Source organism: Gammaproteobacteria bacterium, from assembly GCA_015709635.1.
Lineage (GTDB): Bacteria > Pseudomonadota > Gammaproteobacteria > Burkholderiales > Nitrosomonadaceae > Nitrosomonas.
Map to the genome: position 1 here is coordinate 993,810 of CP054180.1, position 23,534 is coordinate 1,017,343.

Below are 23,534 nucleotides of genomic sequence, written 5' to 3' on the forward strand. Positions count from 1 at the left end.
ATTCAATGTGATTCGCTTGCACATTCCTGGTCATGCAGAAAAAAACTCCCCCGCTATTACGCATTGCTCGTTTGATCCGTTTATTGCTTCATGTGGTCTCAGGTTTATTACAATCAATTATTTACCCCTATTTTCCTCTGCACATTCAGCGGAATATGATGCAACGTTGGGCTGACGGGTTATTATCGATTCTTGCCATCAGATTGTGTTGTAATGGAACATTACCGTCCTTGGAAGCGCCACGTGTGCTGATCGCAGCTAATCACGTATCCTGGCTGGATGTTTGTATTTTGATGGCGGCGTGCCCGACTCGTTTTGTCGCCAAAACCGAAATTAGCCGGTGGCCTGTTCTAGGTTTTTTAAGCCGGAATGCCGGTACTCTGTTTATTGAGCGGGCAAAACGCAGCGATACGCTACGCATCAATCAACAAATCAGTGAGGTGTTGTACAAGGGGGAGAGAGTGACGATATTTCCAGAAGGTACGACAACCGACGGTACGCAAATAAACCACTTCCATGCTTCTTTGCTGCAATCGGCAGTAACGGCGGATGCATTGCTTTATCCGGTTGCCATTAGCTATCGCGATAGAGCCGGAGAAATTTGCAAAGATGCGGCTTATATCGATCCTTCGCTCAGCTTGTCTTTGCAGAAAATTTTAAGCCTGACAAGCCTTGACGCCGAATTGACATTCAATCAACCAATTTCATGCGGTATGAAAAATCGCCGGGAACTGGCGCGCTTGTCTGAGCAAACGATTGCCGATGCATTATCGTTGCCTATCGTGCACAAGGAATCTGAAAAACTTCCTGGTCTTGCAAGCGAATAGCTGACAATTGACCGCCCCACACGCAACCGCTATCCAACGCGATGATGTTATCTGCGATGTGCAACCCCAATGCGGACCAGTGACCGCAGATGATGGTAGTATCCCGGTTGATGCGGTGCGGCACGCTGAACCAAGGCATATAACCGGCCGGAATGGATGGTAAATCACCTTTAAAAACAAAATTCATTCGACCGTCCGGTGTGCATACTCGCATGCGCGTCATCGCGTTGATGATCACCCGCAAGCGGATATAGCCCGTCCAGTCGTCTTGCCAGTAATTGGGTTCGTTGCCGTACACTCGCGCGAACAATTCATGATGATTGGCATCGCGTAAAGCATTTTCGACTTCACCGGCAAGTTGCGCGGCTTGTGAAATCGACCATGATGGCAGCAAGCCGGCATGTACCATAGCGTACCGCCCATCGGAATGAAATAACTTTTGCTGCCGCAGCCAATATAACAGTTCATCCCGGTCAGGTGCGTCAAGAATCGGTTGGATCGTGTCACTGGGATGGTTTCTCGCAATTCCGGCTGCAACCATCAACAAATGCAAATCATGATTCCCCAAAACTGTGATTATGGCATCACCGGCTTGCTTGATATAACGCAATAGCGATAACGAATCCGGGCCGCGATTGACGATATCACCCACCAACCAAAGTTTATCCTGCGCTGGATCAAACTGGATTAAATCGAGCAAGCGCTGGAATGCGGTAAAACAACCTTGTAAATCACCGAGTGCATATGTTGCCATGGAAATGATGCGTAGAAATTCTAGCGCAACCCCAGTACATCCTGCATATCAAACAGACCGTTGGGTTTATCGGAAAGAAAACGGACTGCACGCAATGCGCCCATGGCAAAGGTCATACGGCTACTGGCTTTGTGGGAAATTTCCACGCGTTCACCGATACCGGCAAACATCGCAGTGTGATCACCGACGATGTCGCCGGCACGAATTGTGGCAAATCCGATCGTTTCCGGTTTTCTTTCGCCGGTTACACCTTCCCGGCCGTAAACTGCGACCTTGCTTAGGTCTCTTTTTAAGGCATCGGCGATGACCTCGCCCATGCGGAGAGCGGTGCCGGAGGGAGCGTCGACTTTATGGCGGTGGTGCGCTTCAATGATTTCGATGTCGTACCCCTCACTCAACACCTTAGCGGCGATTTCCAGCAATTTGAACGTCACGTTGACACCGACGCTCATATTAGGCGCGAATACAATCGCAATATCTTTGGCTGCTTCATTCAATAACGCTTTTTCTTCCACAGAAAAACCGGTGGTTCCGATGACCATTTTCACGCCTGCTTTCCGGCAAATATCGAGATGCGCGAGCGTACCCTGCGGCCGGGTGAAATCGATTAGATGATGGCAGTTTTTCAAAGCATTGGCATAGTCGCTGACGATTGGAATTCCGCAACTGGCACCGATCAGTTCACCAGCGTCTTTACTCAGGTAAGGGCTATCGCTGCGCTCCAATGCGGCTGCGAGCTGCAGATCCGGCGCCTGCGCCACCGCTTCCAATAAAGTGCGCCCCATACGCCCGGAGCTTCCGGCAATTGCGATTTTTTGAATATTCATTTTCGGTATCAGTAATGATTAAGGTTTGATAGAGACGGTGCTTGGAACATTACATAGATCGTCATCATCATCGGTGTTCATTGGTTTTTGATCAGTATTCACTTGCTTCTGATTTGATTTCGCTTCAATCGGCTTAGTCTTCACGGACTCCTTAGCATTTGCCAGATTATTTTCGATATTGACTAGTGCATCGTTCTCAAAAAACACAGTTAATCGTTTTTGTTCAGCGAGATCGCCTTTTTTGCGATACAAATAAACATAATCCCAGCGATTATCCCGGAAAGCATCCATAATCAAGGGAGAGCCTAGAACGAAGAGCACTTGGGATTTTGTCATGCCGGGTTTCAATTTTTCCAGCATTTCTTCTGTTACCACATTACCTTGCTGTACATCGATCTTAAAGATAACATGAGGGAGCAGTGAACAACCCGTTAGCAGCAGAAAAGCAATCAATGCGGAGATTTTTGCAACCATTTTGTTGATATTATATGTTTCCAAAGTGAACACAGCATATGATACAGTAAATAATTTTCCGGGCAGAGACAACCATGGGCAACTTCGACGATCTGAAAAGTATCGATCTTAAAAATATTGGTCTGAAAACAACACTGCCGAGGCTCAAAATATTGAATTTGTTTGAGCAGAGTAGTGTGCGCCACCTATCTGCGGAAGATGTTTATAAGGAATTGATCAGCGAAGGCGAGGATATCGGATTGGCGACGGTTTATCGTGTTTTAACACAGTTTGAGCAAGCCGGATTGCTGGAACGCCATCATTTCGAAAGCGGCAAAGCGGTATTTGAGCTGAAAGGGGATGGTCATCATGATCACTTGGTCTGCCTGCAATGTGGCCGTGTAGAAGAATTCTACGACGCAGAAATAGAAAAACGCCAGATCGCGATCGCGAAAGAACGCGGCTTTACATTACAGGAACATTCATTGTCGCTTTATGCTGATTGTACAAAACAAAACTGCCCGCATCGCAAGTAACGTTATACCCCATGACTCTTACACGCAATTTTCGAGAAAAATTTATTTCCATCCAATCCAGGTGTTGGGATAAATTTTTCTGGAAAAGTTTGATATTGATCGCATTCACATGCGGACAATCTGCTCATGCTACTGATAACGGTTTTGGCGAATGTATTATCCGGATAAAATCACAAGCAAAAACGGAAGGCATTTCCGATGGAACAGTCAATCAGGTGTTAAGCAAAGCTCGTTTCTTGCCGCGCATTATTGAGCTCGACCGGCGCCAACCCGAATTCACCCAGACATTCGCCAATTATTTCACTACCCGCATCAACGACGAACGCATACAGCGCGGACGGGAGTTGTATGCCAAGCACCGTGCATTACTCAATCAGATTCAACACGAAACCGGTATCCCGGCACAATATCTGGTTTCATTCTGGGGGTTGGAGACCAACTACGGCGGGCATTTTGGTGACTGGTCCGTGATCGATTCGCTGGCGACACTCGCCTGCGATACGCGGCGAAGCTCCTTTTTTACTCAGGAATTGCTGAATGCCATGCGTATCGTGGATGCAGGCGATATCACGGCAGAACGCATGATCGGTTCATGGGCGGGTGCAATGGGGCATATGCAATTCATGCCATCAACTTTCTTAAGCTATGCCAAGGATATCGATGGAGATGGGCGGCGCGATCTGTGGGGTAGCATTGCGGATGCCCTGGGATCTGCAGCCAACTTTCTGCGGCAACTGGGTTGGGTTCCCGGCTTGAACTGGGGACAGGAAGTGAAGCTGCCGCAATCCTTTGATTATTCGCTTGCCGGGCGGGATCAGATGCTGCCCTTAGCAGAATGGGCCCAATTGGGTATCACGACAGCCACCGGAGTTCCGCTAGCGCCGGCGGAACAAAAAGCCGCATTAATTGTTCCTTCAGGTCATCAAGGACCGGCTTTTCTGGTGACAAAGAATTTTTATATCATTATGCGCTGGAATCGCTCCGAATTTTATGCTTTGTCGGTTGGGCATTTAGCCGATCGTATCGCAGGCGCAGCACCATTACATCGCACACCGCCAGTGGATCCGGTAAAAATATCCCGGGAGCAGGTACGCCAGTTGCAAATGGATTTGTCAGCACTTGGAATTGATGCCGGGGAACCGGATGGCATACTCGGTTCAACCACCCGCAAGGCAATCAGCCGTTTTCAGCAGAAAACGCAACGCATTGCGGATGGTCATTTGGATACCGGAATTTTAATCGCTATCCGTGAAGCGGCGAACGGCGGGTTACGTTGAGAAAGTCCTGAGAAACCATTGCATCCGACTGTACTGCGTTGAAATCAGATTTAAAATACTCTTTACCATTCGTAAACTACTGCGCTTTTTTACCTGATTTCACCTTGCTTGGCCGTCACTCGCTACTTTTTTAGGCCAACAAATGCCTGATCGCTTCCTGTTCAGCAAGCAATTCCTGGTAGCTTTTTTGCATTTTTTCCTTGTCTGTCTGGCTTATTTCCAATCCTTCGACAATTTTGTATTGACTGTTTTGACAGGTAACCGGGAAACTGTAAATGACTCCAGATGCTATTCCATAGCAACCATTGGAGGGAACGCCCATTGAAACCCAATCACCTTCTCGGGTACCAAAAATCCAATCCTGCATATGATTGATGATGGCGTTGGCTGCACTGGCCGCGCTGGATTTGCCGCGGCGTGCTTCAATGATTGCTGTGCCGCGTTTTTGCACTGTTGGAATGAAGTGATTTTCTACCCATGCCGAGTCACCGATGATAAGCGAAGAAACCTTGTCGTTGCCAATGATGGCATGGCTTAAATCCGGAAACTGCGTATTGGAATGGTTTCCCCAAACAATCATTCGCTTAATGTCTGCTACCGATACCCGTAGTTTTAACGCAACTTGCGATAGCGCACGATTGTGATCCAGTCTCAGCATGGCAGAGAAGTTGCTGGGATTGAGATCGGGGGCGTTTTTTAAAGTGATATAGGCATTAGTGTTGGCAGGATTGCCAACAACCAGCACTTTAACACTTCGCTTAGCAGCAACATTCAGCGCTCTTCCTTGTTCAATGAAGATGGGGCCATTGGCAGCAAGCAGGTCTTTGCGTTCCATATTTTCTCCGCGTGGCCGCGCGCCGACGAGCAACACAATATCGGCGTTATTGAACGCTACTTCCGGATTATCGGTGGTGATGATTTCGGTCAGTAAAGGGAAAGCGCAGTCATACAATTCCATGACAACTGCATCAAAGAAAGGCTGCGCTTCGGTTACATCATGCAATTGCAGAATGACCGGTTGATCTTTTCCAAGCATCTCACCTGCTGCAATGCGATAGAGCAGGTTATAACAAATCTGTCCGGTAGCGCCGGTAACGGCTATGCGAATAGGCGATTTCATTTTTTTCCAATCCTCGAAAAGCCACCAATAGACTGGAAGATTGGCGGTATATGGGGAAAAGTGGGCAAATTATACTGGTAATCATGCGCTCGCGGAAGAGCAAGTTTGCTGAAGAAATTATTCTTGCAATAGTACGTTGATTGCATATTGAAATACCGGTAGCCCTTAAAATCCTGTTAGAGCATCAATAGACGTGAAATTGTAATACTATTGGCCTTCTAAGGCAAAAGCGCAAACCGTGCTCATTTGCTTAACCTTGCATCACGGTAAACATTGCGTATGATGCGAGAATTCACACTGTGCTAGGAGAAAGACATGGCGGATGCTCATTTTACTGCCACTCTCTCCACCTTGGTTGCGGCAATTGCTCCCTGCTTGTGATTGATCATCAAGCTGCTCATTTTTATACGACCCAGGAATATTTCCCGCTATGGCAAAGCGGGCTATGAGGAAAAATGAATCGGCTCAATCAATATTTTCAAAAGCAAACGGTGGTTCGGTTTAAATCCACTATCCGTTGGCATATCATGTGATTCTTGAATATCAGCCCAAAATATTCATGAAGTGCAAACAAATATTCCAGTATCGTACCGTCACTAGTGTCCATAAAAGGGGATCGTATAATGAAAAAAACTTTGATCGTCATCTGCAGCGCTTTAATCCTGTCTTCTTGCGCATGGGTTAAGGTCACATCGCAAGGTGAAAGTGTGCGTCTAGTGCACACGGCTAAAGCAATTGAGTCATGCAAAAAATTAGGGAGAGTCAATGCAAAGGTTGTCAGTCATGTCATTTTCAATCGCGATGCAGACAAAGTTGCCGAGGAATTAGCTGATCTTGCGCGTAATGAGGCAGCTTTGATGCGCGGCGATACAATTATTCCCATCTCGGAAATTGTCGATGGAAGACGCAGTTTTGGCGTTTATCAATGTTTCTAGCAGCAGCCTATCGAGCAAAGATAGTCTTCTTTTTTCTGAGTTCGAATAATCCCATCTTTTTTCCGGAATAAAGATCGGAAATTTTTTTGCCGTCCAAGGTGTGTTTAAAAGTAGGGCGGTTATAACTTTTGGGTCTGTAGTAGATTAGCTTAGATGCTAAGCTAATTGAATGAAGATAAGCTATTGTAGACTATTAAAGAAAACACAATTAAAGCTGCTGGAATACTTTGTGTTGGAGGTTACAGCAAGATCGGCAGCCGAAATACAACCCAATAGTGCAGCACTGTTTCATCGCAAAATACGCGAAGTGATTATTTACCATTTGGAACAGGAATCTCACGAAATCTTTGCTGGTGTGGTGGAGTTGGATGAAAGCTACTTTGGCGGTATCCGTAAAGGTAAACGAGGTCGAGGTGCTGCAAGTAAGGTTGCGGTGTTTGGCATATTGAAACGCGGTGGCAAGGTCTATACGAAGGTTGTTGGAGATACCAAGACAGAAACGTTGATGCCGCTCATTACTAGAAAAATAGCACCTGACAGCGTAGTTTATACAGATTATTATCGCAGTTACAATGCGCTTGATGTGAATCATTTTTACCATGAACGGATCAATCATTCCACACTCTTTGCTCAAGGTAAGAATCACATCAATGGCATTGAGAACTTTTGGAATCAGGCTAAACGCGTCTTAAGAAAATACAATGGCATTCCTAAAGAATCATTTCCACTGTTTCTCAAAGAATGCGAATTCAGATTCAATTATGGAATACCTAAACAACAACTAAAAATACTCAAACTTTGGACTCAGATTTAACCTGATCTACTACAGCCCCCTGATTTTAAATGTGAATCTAGATTCTTTTCTAAGAATTGCGATGCAATCCCAAATAAAGCATGATCTTTTGCAAACTGATCAACTAATGACGCTCCTACAGAGAATTTCAGATCATGAAATGCTCGGCCTTCTGAGACAGATCCAAAATTACTTAATGCGGCACCAATATGAGAATCACAATTCTTCTTAAAAATTTCAGACGCACTAGGGCATGTGGACAATTAAATTGTATATAGTTTCCCTGAGAATCAGATTGTGATTTACTGTTTATAAACAGTTGGAGGAGGTTATAAATGGTGAAGCGCTATGGATTACGGGACGATCAATGGCAACGGATTGAGCACTTGTTATCGGGCCGCAAGCAAACAGTTGGTGTAACAGCCAAGGATAACAGGCTATTTGTTGAAGCTGTTTTGTACCGCTACCGTGCTGGGATACCATGGCGTGATCTGCCGGAGCGTTTGGGAGATTGGAACAACATAGCCCGCCGTCATCGCCGCTGGTCGGAAAGCGGCGTATGGGAAAGGGTTTTCACGTATTTGGCCGAAGATGCTGATAATGAGTATGCGATGATCGATAGTACAATCATCCGTGTTCATCAGCATGCTGCGGGGGCAAAAGGGGGAACAGGGAAACGGAGTGTATTGGGCGCAGCAAAGGCGGACTGAGCACAAAAATACACGTAACCTGTGATGCTCTTGGCAACCCGACCGGTTTTCATCTTACACCGGGGCAAGCTCATGATCTTCAAGGTGCGGATGTTTTATTGCCGGACATTCTGACGTGTATAGAATCTTTTCTGGCCGATAAAGCGTATGATGCGGCGGAGCGGATTCTTGATCGGTTAAAGAACGCCGGGATTCGGGCCGTCACCAGTTGAAGTTCATGGAGATCGGTACGGATAAGGATCATGTGCATTTTCTGGTGCGGTCGGTTCCCGCATACAGTGTCACAAGACTGGTAATACTGATCAAGAGCATCACGGCGCGGGAGGTGTTTCGCTTGTGCCCTCATGTGAAGAAACAGTTGTGGGGCGGGGAATTCTGGACTGATGGTTATTTCGTCAGCACAGTTGGCCGTCATGGCGATGAGGACACAATAAGAAATTACGTTAGAAAGCAGGGAGATGTCTATCAGCAGTTATACGAAGACAGACAACTCGCTCTCTTCTGATACCCCGCTGCTTGCGGCGGGGTTGTTCATTGACAGATGTTCACGGTAATACATCCGCCGTATCTTTGCATACATAACCATGGTAATCACCTCTTGAATTCTCCCGCCTAAAATTTAGGCAAGATACGTGAATTACCTGGTCAGTTTTCAACCGGTACAACTAGGCTTTTAGTGTCAAGTTTCGATCGGTGTCAACACGTGTCTTTTGGCGGCTTGCTCTTCGTTTCTCGTCAATTCTTTCTGTACCATTCTTGCAAAATTGACTAGGTTTTGTGACGGGTAAGCATCCTGAACATCATAGTCTTGAAAAATTCAGCAATCCAGCAAGCATTCAATTCACTGCTTCCTGTTTCTTCAAAATATGTTTCCGCTGCTAACTTGATGTAGTCTGATAATTTATGCATCGCATCAGCTTATAGGCTTTAAACTGGTACATTTTACTTCGCTATTTGCACGGATACAGGTGGTTAAATGAAACTGCCCGATTTTATCGGGCAGTTCCGATTCTTATGCAACTTGTTTTCTACTACGTGCAGAGAATCCTAGCAATCCTAATCCAGCCAGCAGCATGGCGTAAGTTTCAGGCTCAGGAACTGCACTGACAAACGAAATATCTACGCTGACTCCATCCAATGAACCGAATGATTGCCCGGCGCTTTTGGAGAAGGCGAATACCAGTGTATCCCCGGCAATCACAGCCAAATTATTGCCGCTCAAATGCCATGGGGTTGACCTGTCACCATAAGACGAGTTTGAAATCGCGGCTGAACCGAGAGATGAACCGCCTAATGAAACAGAAACATCATTTGATCGGTTGACTACCGAATGCGAGTACCAAATATCGCTGGTGAAATCGATATTTCCAGTTGTGGGCGCGGTCCAAACAATAAATAACGGATCTCCGCCGTTTGGGCTATGAACGATTACATCGCCTGCAAGGAAATCGGCATTGGTTTCTCCAGCGCTGCTGCCGTTAACTGCAGCTTTTATAACATCCGGTGTGTTTGTCCACAAATCAGGGCCCGTGCCAAAATATCCGGAAGTTGTGGCGGGATAAAGCGGGTTGCCATTATTTAATGGAATTTGCGGTGTTAACAAAGTGGTGCCTTGTGAAAACGACCATGCGCCATTTGGATTACTGGTGTTACTGAAATCATTTGATAGATTGTAGCTTGTAGCTGCGGAAGCAAACATAGGGACTGCAAGCGACATGCCAATCAGGTATTTATAAATTTTTTCATTTCTACCTCAACTGTAGATTTAGGTTCTAGAGAGACTTGAAAATTTGCACTAAAACAAAGTGGCAATTTTACCGGATCATCTTATTTTAAATATATTCTTGCTGCAATTCCCTATTTGCTCTTTTGTCCAGTACAAATATCCTATTTTTAGGGGTGTTAGAAACATGGGAAATTGATTGTCAATCATCCATGACTGAGTTCAGCCTTACTTATTTCTCCGTCGTACTGGCTTTAGCCATGAATCTGGCTTGCACGACTTTGTTAAAAATTTCATCCAATGCTTCGCTTACATTGATGATCGCTTCTTGCATGGCGATATGCAATCTTGCCAGGTATTTCCATCAGTTGAGACGAAGCCGGATTGTTCTAAAAGTTTTCGCGGGTAGTTGTATTACTTCTTAAGTTTTGATTTTCGCAATTTGCGTCGAATGATCAGGGATTGATTTCCGTTCCAGCGAAATGAAATACCGGAGAATCTGATGGCCTTTTCGTTGTTTTGACCATGGCTAGTTCTTTGGCCATGTCGAGGGTTAGGTGGTATTCGGTGAGGTGCTTGCCTGCCTTGCCGTCAGACTTATTACTCAAAATCTTGTCAAATTGATCTGGATTTTTCAGAATTGCGGAACAAACAGGAGAAATTTTTGGTTGAGAAAGTTGTGTAACCTGTTGTTTTTGGTGCCCGGGGCCGGAATCGAACCGGCACGGGCGGTTTAGGCCCGAGGGATTTTAAGTCCCTTGTGTCTACCAATTTCACCACCCGGGCGATGGAGTAATAGATGGGTGGAGGCGGGGGTCGGAATCGAACCGGCGTAGACGGCTTTGCAGGCCGCTGCATGACCACTCTGCCACCCCGCCATTATTGCATAACTTCTATGTGTGCCGCTAATCCTGTGGAAAAAGCCGGTAAGGAATTATTCGATTTCCAGCAATTCGTCAATTTTTCAAAAGAGCCATTTCTCAAGGGAAATGGAGCGGGAAACGAGGCTCGAACTCGCGACCCCAACCTTGGCAAGGTTGTGCTCTACCACTGAGCTATTCCCGCGCTATGAAGTTACTGCGTGATTGGAATCACTTCAGAAACAAAGGGTGGATTATAGAGATGCTGTGCGTTTTGTCAAGAAATGCAAACCTAGAATGGGAAGAAAAGTCTCTCCAGATTGTAAACCGGTTATCGGGATGCGGAATAATGGTATCGTATGCAGTATGTGTCCCCGAATGTTTCAGACTGAAAAAGAATGCAACCGACTGTAATTATCAATCAACATCGCAATACTGCAATTATTGTGGGAACAAGCGGGAAGAAATTGCTGGTTATCAAGTTAGGAAAAGGGAGACTGACCATAACTGCGGTCTTGCCAAAGGAAATCAATATCCAGGGTTATACCGTCAGTAATTACTCACCGGCGCTGGCGGCGCAGTCATATTTGCAGCATGGTGCGGGAGTCAGTGAAAAAGCAAGAAAATTGCTGGAAAAAATAGCAAGCAGTGAGTTTTCCGATCAGCTGACTTTCACGGTGGATTAACAATATCCTTGATTTGATTATCGATCGATATCCGGTAAATCGATCACTAAATCCCCGCGCCGCCTTCGAATACTTCCGTGCGGGTCTGTGCTTGCATGATATGGCTGCCGGGCGGAATACTGTGTGTCAGCCACACATTACCGCCGATCGTGGAGCCGCGACCGATCGTGATACGCCCGAGAACCGTGGCGCCGGCATAAATCACCACATCATCTTCAACGATGGGATGCCGCAAATTGCCTTTCACCAGTATGCCATGCTCATCAACGGGAAAACGTTTGGCGCCCAGAGTCACCGCCTGATACAGCCGGACATTGCGGCCGATAATGGCAGTCTCGCCGATTACGACACCGGTACCGTGATCGATAAAAAAGCTTTCACCGATTTGAGCGCCCGGATGTATTTCGATACCGGTCAGCGAATGGGCGATTTCGGATATCATGCGCGCTATCAGCGGCACGCCCAATTGATGCAATTCATGACCGATGCGGTAATGAATGATCGCGATAACGCCCGGATAGCATACCAGCACGTCGTCGATACTGCGCGCCGCCGGGTCACCCTCGTAGGCGGCGCGGATGTCGCTTTCCAGCAAACTGCGTATTTTGGGTAACTGTTTGGCGAATGTGTTCGCAATGACTGCAGCTCGTTCGCGAATCGCATGAACGGCAGTTTCCTGCTCTGAAACAAAATGGAGTTCGTGGTGAATCTGCTCGAGCAAGTCGCGCAATGTCACATCCAAGGTATGACCCACGTAATAATCAATCCCTTCACCAGAGATGCTCGGTGCGCCCAGGCGATTGGGAAATAAAGCCGCGCTCAGTTTCTCGATGATCGCCGCCAGCGCTTTGCGGGCAGGCAGTCTGGGCGGATTGTTCAGCCTTTGCCGGTGTTCCAATGATGCCACGCGCAACGCGCGCAACTGGGAAACGATATTATCGATTTCCAGGCGGTTAATTTCCGAAGCCGATTCACCATACCCTTTAAGGTCGCGCATCATACCGTCCATCCTTGTTCGTTAATGAGTTACTGAGCAAAATCTGAAAACCCTGTTTCAATGCCTTAAATGGCTCTGCGTATAGTTGGGAAACAAATCGAGCCGTCGCGGCTTGATAAACACTTTGTCGCCTTTCGCCAGTTGCAATTCGCGAAAACGCTCTTTACTGATTTCAGCGTGCACCGGATTTTTTTCTGTATCGTTCTCGCGCACCAATTCCAGCCGCACAATTGGTCCGATGGACAGCACATGTACGATTTGCGCCGCCAGTGCCGCTTCACCGTTACGCGTACGCTCCACCTCGATTTCATGCGGGCGCACATACGCAATGGCGGCCAGTTCCTCCGCTTCGGCGTGTTCCGGCGCATCCACCTCGATGTCGCCGATCCAGGCGCGACCGCGGTGCAGGCGGCCGTGGAATAAGTTCACGTTGCCGAGAAATTCATAGACAAACGGACTGGCCGGTTGCTCGTACACTTCATCCGGTGTGCCGACTTGCTCGATCCGGCCTTCGTTCATGACCACCACGCGGTCGGCGACTTCGAGCGCTTCCTCCTGGTCATGCGTGACGAAAACGCTGGTGATATGCATATCGTCGTGCAGGCGGCGCAACCAGGAACGCAATTCCTTGCGCACTTTGGCGTCCAATGCGCCGAAAGGCTCGTCCAGCAATAACACTTTCGGTTCCACCGCCAGCGCCCGCGCCAGGGCAATGCGCTGGCGCTGGCCACCGGAGAGCTGATGCGGATAACGATCCGCCAGCCAATCCAGTTGCACCAGATGCAGTAATTGCATGACGCGTTCGCGGATTTCCGCTTTGGACGGGCGGAATTCTTTAGGCCGCACGCGCAAACCGAATGCGACGTTCTCGAAAATCGTCATATTGCGGAACAGGGCGTAATGCTGAAAAACGAACCCGACCTGGCGCTCGCGCACATGCTGGTTGGTGGCGTCTTTGCCATGAAATAACACTTGTCCGCTATCGGCGGTTTCCAGCCCTGCGATTACGCGCAGTAACGTGGTTTTGCCGGAACCCGAGGGACCCAGCAACGCCAATAGCTCACCGGAGTGCACTTGCAAGCTGACATCGCGCAGCGCGGTGAATGTGCCGAATTGTTTGGAAAGACTCATAACTTCAATACTCATTCTTCACCTCGTTGTTTTTGGTATTGCTGGTTGCGAAACTCAATCAGTGTTTTTAGCGCCAGCGTGATCAGCGCCAGTAAGGCAAGCAGCGAAGCCACGGCGAACGCAGCAGCAAAGTTGTATTCGTTGTAGAGAATCTCGACGTGCAGCGGCAATGTATTGGTGCTGCCGCGAATATGGCCGGATACTACCGACACCGCGCCGAATTCGCCCATCGCGCGCGCGTTGCACAAAATGGCGCCGTACAACAGACCCCATTTGATATTCGGCAAGGTGATCTGATAAAAGGTTTGCCAGCCGCTGGCACCCAATACCACCGCGGCTTCCTCTTCTTCGGTGCCTTGCGCTTGCATGAGCGGGATCAATTCGCGCGCGATGAACGGCACGGTGATGAAAACGGTTGCCAGCACGATGCCGGGGACGGCGAAAATAATTTTAAAATCGTGCTCCGCTAACCACGGACCCAGCCAGCCTTGCAAGCCGAATACCAGTACGTAAATCAAGCCGGATACTACCGGCGAAACGGAGAACGGCAAGTCGATCAATGTGATCAGCAGATTTTTGCCGCGAAATTCAAATTTGGCGATGGCCCAGGCTGCGGCGATACCGAATACCAGATTGAGCGGCACGGCGATAGCCGCCACCGTGAGCGTCAGTTTGATCGCGGAAACCGCATCGGGATCGGTGATTGCCGCCAGATAAACATCCACGCCTTTTTTGAGCGCTTCATAAAAAACCGAAATCAGCGGAACAAACAGAAATAACGTCAAAAATACCAACGCCAATCCGATCAAGGAGCGGCGCACCCAGACAGGTTCTTGCGTGGCGCGCTGGCGGAAAGTTGCATTGGAAACGGGAAAGGTAAGCGTGGCCATGGTGATCCTCAAGAGTCAATACTGCGGCGCCGGCTCCACCATTGCAGCAGATTGATAATCAGCAACAGAATGAATGAAATGACCAGCATCACCACCGACAACGCGGTAGCACCGGCGTAGTCATACTGCTCCAGCTTGGTGATAATCAGCAGCGGTGTGATTTCGGAAATCATCGGCATGTTGCCGGCGATAAAAATGACCGATCCGTATTCACCGACGGCGCGCGCAAACGCCAGTGCAAAGCCGGTGATCAAGGCCGGGAAGAGTGCCGGAAAAATGACCCGCGCGAAGGTTTGCCAGCGGTTGGCGCCGAGTGTGGCAGCTGCTTCTTCCAGCTCGGCTTCGATATCCTCGAGCACCGGTTGCACCGTGCGCACCACGAAGGGCAGACCGATAAAAGTCAGCGCCACAAAAATTCCCAGCGGTGTGAAAGCCACTTTGATGCCCAAGGGTTCAAGAAACTGCCCGATCCAGCCATTGCCCGCGTACAGCGCGGTGAGCGAAATGCCGGCTACGGCGGTCGGCAGAGCGAACGGCAGATCGACCAAGGCATCGATAATTTTCTTCCCGGGAAAATCGTAGCGCACCAGTACCCACGCCACCAGAAGACCGCATGTCGCATTCACCAGCGCAGCCGCGAACGATGCGCCGAAGGTCAGCCGGTAGGAAGCTAAAACGCGCGGTGTGGTGACAATCGTCCAGAATTCCATCCAGGTTAATTCGGCAGTGCGGATAAAGGCCGCCGATAGCGGAATCAGGACGATCAGGCTCAGATACAACAAGGTGAATCCCAGCGCCAGATTGAAGCCCGGCAAAATGCTGTATTGCTTAAAAGTACTCACTCGAAAATTCCTTGTGGTATTTGCATCCAGTCATGGTCAAAAATTCGTTCGCCCGCCTTGGATACGGTGCAGTGCGGCGATGAGAAAATCGACATCCGCGCAGGTGTTGTAGAACGCCAGCGACGGCCGTACCGTGGTTTCCACACCGAAGCGGCGCAAAATCGGCTGGGCGCAATGATGCCCGGCGCGTACCGCGATTCCTTCGCGGTTGAGTGCCGTGCCGACTTCTTCGGAACTGAATCCCTGCAACACGAACGACAGCACCCCGGCTTTTTCCGCTGCGGTGCCGATCAAGCGTAATCCCGGAATCGCACTGAGGCCGCGCGTGGCGTAAACCAACAGTTGATGCTCGTAGCGGCTGATGTTGTCGATACCGATGCGCTGCACGTAATCGATCGCCGCGCCCAACCCGACGGCGTCGGCAATGTTGCCGGTGCCCGCTTCAAAGCGTGCCGGAGCCGCATGAAACGTGGTTTTCTCGAAGGTGACATCCTGAATCATATTGCCGCCTCCCTGCCAGGGCTGCATCGCATTCAGCAGATCGGCTTTGCCGAACAGCGCGCCGATGCCGGTCGGTGCAAATACTTTGTGGCCGGAAAAAACAAACCAATCGCAGTCCAGCTGCTGCACATCGACGCGCATGTGTGAAACGGATTGCGCGCCATCGACCAGCACGCGTGCGCCAACGCGGTGCGCCATCGCGATCATTTCCTGCGCGGGGGTGATGGTGCCGAGCGCATTCGATACTTGCGAAAATGCCACCAGCTTGGTGTGCGAATTGAGCAGTTTCTGATATTCATCCAGCAAGATCTGGCCCTGATCATCGACCGGAGCGACCCGCAATACGGCGCCTTTTTCGTTGCACAACTGCTGCCACGGCACGATATTGGCGTGATGCTCCAGCCAGGAGATCACGATTTCATCGCCGGCGTTGATATGCTGCCGTCCCCAGCTTTGCGCGACGAGATTGATGCCCTCGGTCGTGCCGCGCACGAAGACGATTTCGTCTGCCGATGGCGCATTGAGGAAACGGCCGACTTTTTTGCGCGCTTCCTCGTAAGCGTCGGTCGCACGCGCCGCCAATTCATGCGCCGCGCGGTGGATGTTGGAATTTTCGTGTTGATAGAAGTAGGAGAGACGATCAATGACCGATTGCGGTTTTTGCGTTGTGGCGGCGTTATCCAGCCAAATCAGCGGACGGCCGTTGACCAATTCTCTCAGGATCGGAAAGTCACGCCGGATGGCATTGACGTCAAAAGCGGGATGGGCGGATGCGAATTCCACAACCGGTCCGTCCGATCCGGAAGATGCGATGCTGTCGAGAAAATAAAATGACGATCCGGGATTTTGCGTGATGGGTATGCCAGTATAGATATGCGGAACTTCTTGCACCGGCGGGAGAAGGGCGCGTAACTCGTCTTCGAACGGCAGGGGGATGGTGGACGGATAAGGAAGAACTCCCGCAATTGGGGGATTTGAGGCCAATGCGGGAGTTTCCAGCGCCGCAGCAGCTGCTGCCGGCGTGGAGGGAACGCTTGCGGCAGGGGCTGTGGCGGATAAAGCGGGGGAGAATTCTTTTACTGGCGCCAGCAGAGCGTTGAGTTCGGTTTCAAACGGCAACGGAATGTCCGGCCGGAATGCGGAGTTCTCCACGTGCGGATGATCCGTTGGAAATGCCGGGATCTCCAATGCTGTCGCTGGCGCAGCCGCCGCGCCGGGCAGTGCGTTTGGATGAGCAACGGATGCCGTATTTGGTAACGCAGTAAAAAATTCGTTAGCCAAGCGTGTCAGCAGCTCGACATCCGGCAGGAAGCCGGATGTCGCTTGCAAGCCTTCGCCCGCCAGCCGGTCGAGATTATTTGTACTCATGATAATGACCTACTTCGACATTTTCGAGCACACCGAGCGCATCTTCGGTCAATACCGCCAGCGAGCAATAAAGGGAAACCAGGTAGGAAGCAATCGCTTTGTGATTGATGCCCATGAAACGCACCGACAATCCCATGCCTTGCTGGCCCGGTAAGTTCGGCTGATAAAGCCCGACTACACCTTGCCGGCTTTCCCCGGTACGCAGCAACAGAATATTGGTTTTGCCACCGGTAATATTGAGCTTGCTGCTTGGAATCAATGGAATTCCGCGCCAAGTTAAAAATTGTGAGCCAAACAGCGATACGGTCGGAGGTGGAACGCCACGGCGGGTACATTCGCGGCCAAACGCGGCAATCGCTTGCGGGTGCGCCAAGAAGAACCCCGGCTCTTTCCACACGCGCGCAATCAGTTCGTCCAGATCGTCGGGAGTGGGTGCGCCGGTACGTGTCTTCACTTTCATGGATTTTGCCACGTTGTTCAGCAGACCGTACTCCTTGTTGTTGATCAGCTCGCTTTCCTGACGTTCTTTGGCTGTTTCGATGGTGAGGCGCAATTGCTCGCGGATTTGATTGTGCGGGCTGCTGTACAGATCGGAAACGCGGGTATGGACATCCAGCACGGTATTCACCGCACTCAGTACATACTCCCGCCCCCATTCTTCGTAATCCACGAATGTCGCCGGTAGTTCGCGCTCATCCTTGGCGGAGCAGTCGACTTCGACTTGATCGGGGTCTTTTACTTTGTTCACGCGGTAAATACCCGCCTCGACCGGCACCCAGTGCAATAGGTGGGTGAGCCAGCGCGGCGTAATGGTGCCCATCATCGGCACGGTTTTGGTGGCGTTGGCAAGCGTCCGGGCGGCGACATCGCTTAATGCGGTATGGGCTTGATGAATATCGGTCATTGTATTTTCTCCTTGGATGAATGATTGCTATGATTTTGTGGTGCCGGCCCGGATGTATGAAAAAACATCCGGATCGGCCGATGCTTTGTTGTTTATTGCTTCATTGGTCTTGCTACTTCCGGTAACTCGATGGTTTCAATCAGCGATACCGCTTTACCGAGTAAATTGCCTTGCAAGTAATCGATATCGCTGCGTTTGGCGATAACCAGCTGTTCGGGTGTTTCAATGTCCCGCACCAATAAGCTGGAACCGAAGCTGTGGACAGTATCCGTCAGTGCTGTAATGGCTTCATGGCGCAGCAGATCGCTGGCCGCTATGCGTACGACATCCGGATACAAACTGCCCAGTTCCGCCATCCAGTCGCTGCGGCTGCCGGTATAGTTGGCGGCAATCCGGTAGCCGCGCGAACGGTAATTGCCGATGACATGCTGCAGCAATTTCCAGTTGCGGTTGACGATGGCGGGAATTTCGATGACCACGCGCGAGGTTTTCACCCCGATCAGGTCGAGAAAGTTCTCAAATGCGCGGCCGTGATCGTCCTTGACGCTTTCCAGCAAACGCGGATGGACTTCGACAAACAGATTGTCCGATTGGGAATGATGGTTGAAATAATAATTCAACGCATGAATCGCCCGGCACAAGCGATCGAGTTCGATCAACTGATCGTCTTTGGATGCCATGGCGAAAACTTGCCATGGCCAAAGCGCGATTTCTTCATTTGATTTGGAACGCACATAGGCGGCATGACCGATGGTTTTACCGTGGCCAATGTTGAAGATCGGCTGAAAAACGCTGGTCAATTCGCATTGGTAGAAATAACCGCTGATCCAGCCGTTTTTGGCTCGTTTCAAGGTGTAGTCGGTGGCTGAATTGATGAGTTCGAATTCATCCAGTGCGGTATGCGTATTGTTTGCTGTTGTGTTCATGGAATAATCTCCATAGAAATGAATGCTGCTGTAAGCAGATTACTGAGTAACAGATGTCCCAGGTATTTGTTCGTCGCCCGTCGGATTCCTTAATGCAATCTCCGCGACTGATTGCCATGACTGCAACAACTTTCAGCGCAACCGTTTTTATCCGCCGGATAAACATCCATTAATTTGCGTTTCAGCTCATTGACGGAGCGATGGCAATAAACCAGCGGAATGCCGTTACGACTGGCTTGTTCCTTGATCGAGTTGGCGAGGTTGTGATTAATGAAATCGCAAATCACGATCACCAATTGCGTTTCGCTGGGCAATTGCCGTTTATTGAATCCCTTCGCGCGGCCGCTCCAGTGCTCGATGCGGGCATTGCGCTGCGCGGCAATGAAGTGTTTGAACGAGGTGATATAATCTCCACCGACAATCAGCACGGTCATGTTGAATCCTCCTGGTCTGACAGCGCGCCGTAGCGCGCTGCGTTGTCATTACTTCAGATAAATCTGATCAAAGGTGCCGCCGTCGGCGAAGTGGGTTTTATGGGCATTTTTCCAGCCGCCAAATGCCTCGTCGATCTTGAAGAGTTCAATTTTGGGAAACTGACCGGCATACTTTTCCGCCACTTTGTCGAGGGTAGGGCGGTAAAAATGCTTGGCGGCGATTTCCTGCCCTTCTTCGGAGTAGAGATGTTCAAGATAAGCTTGCGCTACTTGGCGGGTGCCGCGTTTGTCGACGACTTTATCGACTACTGCAACCGGCGGTTCCGCCAGAATGCTCACCGATGGAATGACGACTTCAAATTTATCCGCGCCATATTCCTTGAGTGCCAGAAATGCTTCGTTTTCCCAGGAAATGAACACGTCGCCGACACCGCGCTCAACAAACGTCGTGGTTGATCCGCGTGCACCGGAATCCAGCACCGGTACGTTTTTATAAATGTTGCCGACGAATTCTTTGACTTTGTCTTCGTCACCATACTTACGTTTGCCGTATTGCCACGCCGCTAAATAATTCCACTGTGCGCCGCCGGAGGTCTTCGGATTGGGGGTGATCACCGCCACACCGGGGCGGGCCAGGTCGTCCCAGTCTTTAATTTCTTTGGGATTATCTTTGCGCACCAGGAAAATGATGGTCGAGGTGTACGGTGTGCTGTTGTGCGGCAGCCGTGCTTGCCAATTTTCCGGCAGCAACTTGGCTTTCTCGGCGATGGCATTGATGTCGTTAGCCAAAGCCAATGTCACCACATCGGCTTCCAAACCGTCAATGACGGAGCGTGCCTGCTTGCCGGAGCCACCATGAGATTGCCGGATCGTGACTTTCTCGTTGTTTTTCGCTTGCCAGTGTTTGGCAAAAGCCGTGTTGAATTCCTGATAGAGTTCGCGCGTCGGATCGTAGGAAACGTTCAGTAAGGTTTTTTCCGCCAGTGCATTGTTGCCGATGAGCAAAGCCGCTGCCAGGAAGCTTGTGGTAAGCCATGTCTTGCTGTTCATAATTTTTTCTCCATTGGAAATTTGAGAGGGTTTACAAGAGGCTGATGAGCACTTCAAAGTACAGGAAGTCCGTGTCACCTGAGCGTTGGTCGGTGCAAGGTTCTTTATGCAGCACAGCGCAAGAGGTTGCGGCGATGCGGTTCTTCACGAACTCGCCGGCGGTGAAGTGGGTGTAACCGAGAATGGTGCTGATGCGGGATGTGGCTTGATAACGGATGCGTCCTTCAAACGAATGGCCGGCAAAATCACCGCTTTTGCCGGTGCGGTCGCGATTGAACCCGGGATCCTTGATGGTATTGCTGATGTTGCCATCGAGAAAATCGAACATGCGATCGGTGCTGCTGGCCAGCCAGTATCCGCCGTAACCCATTTCAAAGCCGAGTTTCTGCGTCGGGCTGAACTCGAAGCGGATTTTCGGTGCTTTCAAGTTTTCATAAATCACATAGTGATCTGCCGACCAAGGCCGGGCAAACCCGAAGAAGCGGTCAAAACGGTTGTCGACATTGTCATTGGGATTTTTGTCGCCGCTGGCATAACCATAGAAGAGCCCTAAACGCGGCCTCCACGGATGGTTGAAGGTTTTGCCAAGCTCGACGGTATAGCCTTGCGCCTCGATACGATTGGGTCCTGTGTAGCCAAGCTGCCGGTTATAGCTGACATCGAAATCAAACCAGCTGCCCACATTGCCGTAGGCGCGGAATCCCGGCATATGAATTTCCCGGTCCAATCGGTTGGTCGCGGTGAAACCATCGGGATCGGCCGATTGCATTTGCCCCATATAATACGGTTGTATCGTGACAATGTCGGACCAGCGGCGCCACGTGCCGATGGCGCCAAAAGTCCACAGATGATTGTTCGCCACGTCAAATTGCGTTTGCAGGCGCCGCACCGGTTGCATACCGAATAAATCAACTTCCCAATCGTTGGCTTCACGACCTACATTGATGCGAAAACCTTCAAACGAATTGGTGGTGTTACGCCATTCGTTACGAGCGATAAAGCGCCGGTCGGTTGCTTCATAAGCCATACGGCCTACGCGAAAGCGGATTGGGCGATCGTTGCCGCGGTCGTCGACGCCGAGTGCTTTTTTGAAATAAAGCTCTCCGTACGCGTTAAGCAGGTCATACTCGTTTCTTTCCTGGTCGGTCGGTACAAAGCGGTTGTTATAAACCCGAGAGTCCTGAAATTCGACCGCAAAGCGGAATGGATCGAGAATGTCTTTGATCCCGATCCAGGCGCGATTACGCAGAAAAAAAGGATCGTCGTTGCCGCCTTCAATGCGGCGGATGTCGTTATGACGATGTTCGTAGCGCATGCGCGACTCCAGACCGATTTCCAGCCAGGTAATATCCTTGAACGCCTCGACACCGATATCGCTTAGCTTGCGTACGTAACGCGGCGGATCGGAATCCGGGTTGGTGGCATAGCTGTTGGAGCGCCGGTGATAGCTGGCCGATGGCGTGCTTGGTTTGGGCGCAATGGCCGGTAGCGATTTTTCCAGATCGGCTTGTTTGCTTTGATCGGATGGTTTGGTTTGTGCCGGTGATTGATTGACCGCTGGTTTTGCGGTCTCGTCCGACATTTGTTGTACTAACCGCAGAATATTTTGCTGCGCTGACTGGAAATCAACGATTGCCTTCTGTTCGGAAGATGCGCTGACGGAACCGATCGCAACCGCGCTCAACGCCACCAGGTGTAAAAAATACCAAAGAAACTTCACTTCATTCTCCTGAGTGAACCCTCCGGGAATCCGGTTGAGTCACTAATGTTTGTTATTTGTTACCCTCCAGTTTTGCTGGTCGGTATTTTTATTTTGAGATCGGCTGTGTCGTATCAACCGGATCCGGAAGTTGTTTGAGTGATTAGGATTTCAATGCCTTACGACTCGGTCCGCTTTGGTTGACACGAATTTTTTCCCGGCACTCGATTTGTACGACTCTGTTGTCATGAATGACGATTTCAATCGACCCGTATTCGATGCTTGCAACGGCGCGCAAAATTTCCTGCGCGATTTCTGCAGGAATTCTTTTGAGTTGATCGTTGGCAACAGCGATTTTGGGTTCTAAACCGGAATCAGTGGTCATTTGCAGTACTCAGAAAAGTGTTGAAAATTAATGGAAGCGAACAATAGCAATTTTTTTATATAAATAGAAATAATATTTTTTCATTTCTAAATAATATAAAATTATTTAGAAATGCTGTTTCCGAATGCAGGGAACTCGGGAGAGGTAAGGAGGTTCGATATAAAAAGCCGGGTAAATCGGAGAGATAAATGAGTAAGATACTGAAATGACGAATTTAGTATGATCCCGGTGACATTTGCTCAATTTGTTCGCATGAATAACGGGATGAGTCGGTCATTGTTGCGGCGATACCGGCCGGAAGCGATTCCAGTAAAATGGATCGCTGGAAATACGGAATTCAGGATCATCAATTATTCGATTATTAAGATAAATTTGACTGCATATGTTTAACCCAAGAAAATTTTTACTGATTGCAATGCTAATGGCGCTAATGGCGGCTTCCGTTTCCGGTTGTTCGGTTTTTATGGCGGCTAAACAGCCTGAGAAGAGAGATGTCGCTTTATTGAAGGAGGGCACATCCAGGGCTGTGCTGATTTCCGAATTCGGTGCGCCGGTTATCAGCGAATACCGCGATGGCAAACGATATGAAATATTTAAATTCGTGCAAGGGTACAGCACCGGTGCGAAAGCGGGCAGAGCATTTCTGCATGGTGCGGCGGATGTCGTGACGCTGGGGTTGTGGGAACTGGTCGGCACGCCCACGGAAATTACCTTCAATGGCGATGAAATGGCTTTTCAAGTCCGTTATGACGAAAATGATAGAGTGGATGAAGTCGCTCTGATAAAAAAAGAATAACCCGCTGACGGGTAATAAGCTTGGTTTTAAGCAGGTTTGCAAACCTATCGATAAATAATCATCCGGTGATGTGCGATTGCCATCCGGGAAAATCTTCATAGGAGTATCTG

At 49.6% G+C, this 23,534-nt stretch carries 24 protein-coding genes, 3 tRNA genes and 3 pseudogenes; 10 read left to right on the forward strand and 20 right to left on the reverse strand.

What is annotated here, in order from left to right; genetic code table 11:
• The first annotated feature begins 32 nt into the window (after positions 1–32).
• Positions 33–827, forward strand: coding sequence for a 1-acyl-sn-glycerol-3-phosphate acyltransferase (locus HRU78_04410; GenBank protein ID QOJ22983.1), 795 nt, complete (start codon positions 33–35; stop codon positions 825–827).
• On the opposite strand, the gene HRU78_04415 is transcribed toward HRU78_04410, so the two are convergent.
• The 3 genes from HRU78_04415 to HRU78_04425 are packed head-to-tail and all read right to left on the reverse strand — an operon-like array spanning position 778 to position 2,882.
• Positions 778–1,581: a symmetrical bis(5'-nucleosyl)-tetraphosphatase gene (locus tag HRU78_04415; GenBank protein ID QOJ22984.1), complete on the reverse strand. Its 804-nt coding sequence runs from the start codon at positions 1,579–1,581 to the stop codon at positions 778–780. The genes HRU78_04410 and HRU78_04415 overlap by 50 nt on opposite strands.
• Before the next feature lie 20 nt (positions 1,582–1,601).
• Complete coding sequence (gene dapB / locus HRU78_04420) at positions 1,602–2,408, reverse strand: 4-hydroxy-tetrahydrodipicolinate reductase (protein ID QOJ22985.1); 807 nt, start codon at positions 2,406–2,408, stop codon at positions 1,602–1,604.
• A gap of 18 nt (positions 2,409–2,426) precedes the next feature.
• Positions 2,427–2,882: an outer membrane protein assembly factor BamE gene (locus HRU78_04425; GenBank protein ID QOJ24912.1), complete on the reverse strand. Its 456-nt coding sequence runs from the start codon at positions 2,880–2,882 to the stop codon at positions 2,427–2,429.
• 74 nt (positions 2,883–2,956) lie between these two features.
• Here HRU78_04425 and fur point away from each other — a divergent pair, with 74 nt between their 5' ends.
• Both fur and HRU78_04435 read left to right on the forward strand, forming a co-directional pair.
• On the forward strand, positions 2,957–3,397 hold the full coding sequence (fur, locus tag HRU78_04430) for a ferric iron uptake transcriptional regulator (protein QOJ22986.1): 441 nt from the start codon (positions 2,957–2,959) through the stop codon (positions 3,395–3,397).
• Positions 3,398–3,408: 11 nt separating this feature from the next.
• Complete coding sequence (locus HRU78_04435) at positions 3,409–4,674, forward strand: lytic murein transglycosylase (GenBank protein ID QOJ22987.1); 1,266 nt, start codon at positions 3,409–3,411, stop codon at positions 4,672–4,674.
• Between the two features lie 130 nt (positions 4,675–4,804).
• Here HRU78_04435 and HRU78_04440 read toward each other — a convergent pair whose 3' ends face one another.
• Complete coding sequence (locus HRU78_04440) at positions 4,805–5,794, reverse strand: malate dehydrogenase (protein ID QOJ22988.1); 990 nt, start codon at positions 5,792–5,794, stop codon at positions 4,805–4,807.
• A 623-nt stretch (positions 5,795–6,417) separates the two neighbouring features.
• Here HRU78_04440 and HRU78_04445 point away from each other — a divergent pair.
• The 5 genes and pseudogenes from HRU78_04445 (at position 6,418) to tnpA (ending at position 8,737) form a co-directional block, all read left to right on the forward strand.
• On the forward strand, positions 6,418–6,729 hold the full coding sequence (locus HRU78_04445; protein QOJ22989.1) for a DUF4156 domain-containing protein: 312 nt from the start codon (positions 6,418–6,420) through the stop codon (positions 6,727–6,729).
• A 169-nt stretch (positions 6,730–6,898) separates the two neighbouring features.
• Positions 6,899–7,543, forward strand: coding sequence for an IS1595 family transposase (locus HRU78_04450; GenBank protein QOJ22990.1), 645 nt, complete (start codon positions 6,899–6,901; stop codon positions 7,541–7,543).
• Positions 7,544–7,857: 314 nt separating this feature from the next.
• Entirely contained in the window at positions 7,858–8,232 is a 375-nt protein-coding gene (locus HRU78_04455) for an IS5 family transposase (protein QOJ22991.1), read from the forward strand.
• On the forward strand, positions 8,208–8,444 hold the full coding sequence (locus tag HRU78_04460) for a transposase (GenBank protein ID QOJ24913.1): 237 nt from the start codon (positions 8,208–8,210) through the stop codon (positions 8,442–8,444). Before HRU78_04455 ends, HRU78_04460 begins: the two co-directional genes overlap by 25 nt.
• Positions 8,432–8,737, forward strand: a pseudogene (gene tnpA, locus HRU78_04465) (IS200/IS605 family transposase). The gene HRU78_04460 and the pseudogene tnpA overlap by 13 nt, the downstream one beginning before the upstream one ends.
• A gap of 507 nt (positions 8,738–9,244) precedes the next feature.
• Here tnpA and HRU78_04470 read toward each other — a convergent pair.
• The 5 genes and pseudogenes from HRU78_04470 to HRU78_04490 form a co-directional block, all read right to left on the reverse strand.
• Positions 9,245–9,337, reverse strand: a pseudogene (locus tag HRU78_04470) (PEP-CTERM sorting domain-containing protein).
• A gap of 1,039 nt (positions 9,338–10,376) precedes the next feature.
• Positions 10,377–10,617, reverse strand: a pseudogene (locus HRU78_04475) (antA/AntB antirepressor family protein).
• Between the two features lie 34 nt (positions 10,618–10,651).
• Positions 10,652–10,741: transfer RNA gene (locus tag HRU78_04480), tRNA-Leu, on the reverse strand.
• An 18-nt stretch (positions 10,742–10,759) separates the two neighbouring features.
• Positions 10,760–10,833: transfer RNA gene (locus HRU78_04485), tRNA-Cys, on the reverse strand.
• Positions 10,834–10,945: 112 nt separating this feature from the next.
• Positions 10,946–11,020 (reverse strand) — tRNA-Gly (locus HRU78_04490).
• A 193-nt stretch (positions 11,021–11,213) separates the two neighbouring features.
• Here HRU78_04490 and HRU78_04495 point away from each other — a divergent pair.
• A complete protein-coding gene (locus tag HRU78_04495) occupies positions 11,214–11,501 on the forward strand; it encodes a hypothetical protein (GenBank protein QOJ22992.1) in 288 nt (95 codons plus the stop codon).
• 46 nt (positions 11,502–11,547) lie between these two features.
• Here HRU78_04495 and HRU78_04500 read toward each other — a convergent pair whose 3' ends face one another.
• From HRU78_04500 to HRU78_04550, 11 genes are all read right to left on the reverse strand, one after another.
• Positions 11,548–12,498, reverse strand: coding sequence for a serine acetyltransferase (locus HRU78_04500; GenBank protein ID QOJ24914.1), 951 nt, complete (start codon positions 12,496–12,498; stop codon positions 11,548–11,550).
• A gap of 57 nt (positions 12,499–12,555) precedes the next feature.
• Complete coding sequence (locus HRU78_04505; GenBank protein ID QOJ22993.1) at positions 12,556–13,644, reverse strand: sulfate ABC transporter ATP-binding protein; 1,089 nt, start codon at positions 13,642–13,644, stop codon at positions 12,556–12,558.
• Complete coding sequence (gene cysW, locus HRU78_04510) at positions 13,641–14,519, reverse strand: sulfate ABC transporter permease subunit CysW (protein QOJ22994.1); 879 nt, start codon at positions 14,517–14,519, stop codon at positions 13,641–13,643. The genes HRU78_04505 and cysW overlap by 4 nt, the downstream gene beginning before the upstream one ends.
• A gap of 8 nt (positions 14,520–14,527) precedes the next feature.
• Positions 14,528–15,361 (reverse strand): sulfate ABC transporter permease subunit CysT, encoded by an 834-nt coding sequence (gene cysT, locus HRU78_04515; GenBank protein ID QOJ22995.1) that lies wholly within the window; start codon positions 15,359–15,361, stop codon positions 14,528–14,530.
• A 36-nt stretch (positions 15,362–15,397) separates the two neighbouring features.
• Positions 15,398–17,230 carry a cysteine desulfurase gene (locus tag HRU78_04520; protein ID QOJ22996.1) on the reverse strand — a complete coding sequence of 611 codons (1,833 nt, stop codon included), beginning with the start codon at positions 17,228–17,230 and terminating at the stop codon, positions 15,398–15,400.
• Positions 17,217–18,134, reverse strand: a complete 918-nt coding sequence (locus HRU78_04525; protein QOJ22997.1) for a hypothetical protein — start codon at positions 18,132–18,134, stop codon at positions 17,217–17,219. Before HRU78_04525 ends, HRU78_04520 begins: the two co-directional genes overlap by 14 nt.
• 92 nt (positions 18,135–18,226) lie before the next feature.
• Positions 18,227–19,060 (reverse strand): EAL domain-containing protein, encoded by an 834-nt coding sequence (locus HRU78_04530; GenBank protein QOJ22998.1) that lies wholly within the window; start codon positions 19,058–19,060, stop codon positions 18,227–18,229.
• Between the two features lie 89 nt (positions 19,061–19,149).
• Positions 19,150–19,494: a DUF2325 domain-containing protein gene (locus HRU78_04535; protein ID QOJ22999.1), complete on the reverse strand. Its 345-nt coding sequence runs from the start codon at positions 19,492–19,494 to the stop codon at positions 19,150–19,152.
• Positions 19,495–19,542: 48 nt separating this feature from the next.
• On the reverse strand, positions 19,543–20,544 hold the full coding sequence (locus tag HRU78_04540; GenBank protein ID QOJ23000.1) for a sulfate ABC transporter substrate-binding protein: 1,002 nt from the start codon (positions 20,542–20,544) through the stop codon (positions 19,543–19,545).
• Positions 20,545–20,575: 31 nt separating this feature from the next.
• Positions 20,576–22,264 carry an alginate export family protein gene (locus tag HRU78_04545; protein ID QOJ23001.1) on the reverse strand — a complete coding sequence of 563 codons (1,689 nt, stop codon included), beginning with the start codon at positions 22,262–22,264 and terminating at the stop codon, positions 20,576–20,578.
• A gap of 142 nt (positions 22,265–22,406) precedes the next feature.
• Positions 22,407–22,628 (reverse strand): YezD family protein, encoded by a 222-nt coding sequence (locus HRU78_04550; GenBank protein QOJ23002.1) that lies wholly within the window; start codon positions 22,626–22,628, stop codon positions 22,407–22,409.
• Positions 22,629–23,043: 415 nt separating this feature from the next.
• Here HRU78_04550 and HRU78_04555 point away from each other — a divergent pair, with 415 nt between their 5' ends.
• Positions 23,044–23,424 (forward strand): hypothetical protein, encoded by a 381-nt coding sequence (locus tag HRU78_04555; GenBank protein QOJ24915.1) that lies wholly within the window; start codon positions 23,044–23,046, stop codon positions 23,422–23,424.
• Positions 23,425–23,534 lie beyond the last annotated feature (110 nt).

Excerpts from the sequence above, each read along its gene's own strand:
- HRU78_04445 (QOJ22989.1), top strand. The coding sequence starts at position 6,418 with ATGAAAAAAACTTTGATCGTCATCTGCAGCGCTTTAATCCTGTCTTCT.
- HRU78_04520 (QOJ22996.1), bottom strand. The coding sequence starts at position 17,230 with ATGAGTACAAATAATCTCGACCGGCTGGCGGGCGAAGGCTTGCAAGCG.
- HRU78_04505 (QOJ22993.1), bottom strand. The coding sequence starts at position 13,644 with ATGAGTATTGAAGTTATGAGTCTTTCCAAACAATTCGGCACATTCACC.
- HRU78_04500 (QOJ24914.1), bottom strand. The coding sequence starts at position 12,498 with ATGCGCGACCTTAAAGGGTATGGTGAATCGGCTTCGGAAATTAACCGC.
- cysW (QOJ22994.1), bottom strand. The coding sequence starts at position 14,519 with ATGGCCACGCTTACCTTTCCCGTTTCCAATGCAACTTTCCGCCAGCGC.
- HRU78_04495 (QOJ22992.1), top strand. The coding sequence starts at position 11,214 with ATGCAACCGACTGTAATTATCAATCAACATCGCAATACTGCAATTATT.
- HRU78_04450 (QOJ22990.1), top strand. The coding sequence starts at position 6,899 with ATGAAGATAAGCTATTGTAGACTATTAAAGAAAACACAATTAAAGCTG.
- HRU78_04530 (QOJ22998.1), bottom strand. The coding sequence starts at position 19,060 with ATGAACACAACAGCAAACAATACGCATACCGCACTGGATGAATTCGAA.
- HRU78_04535 (QOJ22999.1), bottom strand. The coding sequence starts at position 19,494 with ATGACCGTGCTGATTGTCGGTGGAGATTATATCACCTCGTTCAAACAC.
- dapB (QOJ22985.1), bottom strand. The coding sequence starts at position 2,408 with ATGAATATTCAAAAAATCGCAATTGCCGGAAGCTCCGGGCGTATGGGG.
- HRU78_04410 (QOJ22983.1), top strand. The coding sequence starts at position 33 with ATGCAGAAAAAAACTCCCCCGCTATTACGCATTGCTCGTTTGATCCGT.
- HRU78_04525 (QOJ22997.1), bottom strand. The coding sequence starts at position 18,134 with ATGACCGATATTCATCAAGCCCATACCGCATTAAGCGATGTCGCCGCC.
- HRU78_04550 (QOJ23002.1), bottom strand. The coding sequence starts at position 22,628 with ATGACCACTGATTCCGGTTTAGAACCCAAAATCGCTGTTGCCAACGAT.
- HRU78_04440 (QOJ22988.1), bottom strand. The coding sequence starts at position 5,794 with ATGAAATCGCCTATTCGCATAGCCGTTACCGGCGCTACCGGACAGATT.
- HRU78_04540 (QOJ23000.1), bottom strand. The coding sequence starts at position 20,544 with ATGAACAGCAAGACATGGCTTACCACAAGCTTCCTGGCAGCGGCTTTG.
- fur (QOJ22986.1), top strand. The coding sequence starts at position 2,957 with ATGGGCAACTTCGACGATCTGAAAAGTATCGATCTTAAAAATATTGGT.
- HRU78_04415 (QOJ22984.1), bottom strand. The coding sequence starts at position 1,581 with ATGGCAACATATGCACTCGGTGATTTACAAGGTTGTTTTACCGCATTC.
- HRU78_04555 (QOJ24915.1), top strand. The coding sequence starts at position 23,044 with ATGCTAATGGCGCTAATGGCGGCTTCCGTTTCCGGTTGTTCGGTTTTT.
- HRU78_04455 (QOJ22991.1), top strand. The coding sequence starts at position 7,858 with ATGGTGAAGCGCTATGGATTACGGGACGATCAATGGCAACGGATTGAG.
- HRU78_04425 (QOJ24912.1), bottom strand. The coding sequence starts at position 2,882 with ATGGTTGCAAAAATCTCCGCATTGATTGCTTTTCTGCTGCTAACGGGT.
- HRU78_04435 (QOJ22987.1), top strand. The coding sequence starts at position 3,409 with ATGACTCTTACACGCAATTTTCGAGAAAAATTTATTTCCATCCAATCC.